This window comes from Acinetobacter sp. 742879 (genome assembly GCF_000588535.1).
Lineage (GTDB): Bacteria > Pseudomonadota > Gammaproteobacteria > Pseudomonadales > Moraxellaceae > Acinetobacter > Acinetobacter pittii.
This window is the reverse complement of the sequence record NZ_JFYC01000050.1, coordinates 1-377: the sequence shown is the minus strand read 5'-3', so window position 1 is coordinate 377 and position 377 is coordinate 1. Positions and strand designations below refer to the sequence as shown.

The 377-nt window shown below is 50.4% G+C and carries 1 protein-coding gene; it reads right to left on the bottom strand.

From position 1 onward, the window contains the following. On the bottom strand, window positions 1–377 hold a 377-nt coding region (locus tag J690_RS24520; RefSeq protein ID WP_228133013.1), incomplete at both ends, for an Ig-like domain-containing protein.

Genomic DNA, 377 nt, shown 5'->3' with positions numbered 1-377 from the left:
TGTAATCGCAAGCGTTGGTGGAACAATGTCTACAACAAAACCGTCGGTACCATCAAGTACATCACCTGTACCCAGGTTACCTGCAAGGTCTGTGTAACTATTATCCGCCACAGTAATGCTTGGTGCCGTGCCTGTACCATCTGGTGTGAACACTGCTGTCCACGTGATGTTGTCCGTCGTAGTCAGACCAGTCAATGCTCCGCCTACAACCGTAATGTCACTCGCATCGAAACCAGTCACCGCCTCACTGAACGTGAAGCTGATGTTCGCTGTTTCACCTGCTGCAAGTGCAAGGTCATCCGCTGTAATCGCAAGCGTTGGTGGAACAGTGTCTACAACAAAACCGTCGGTACCATCAAGTACATCACCTGTACCCA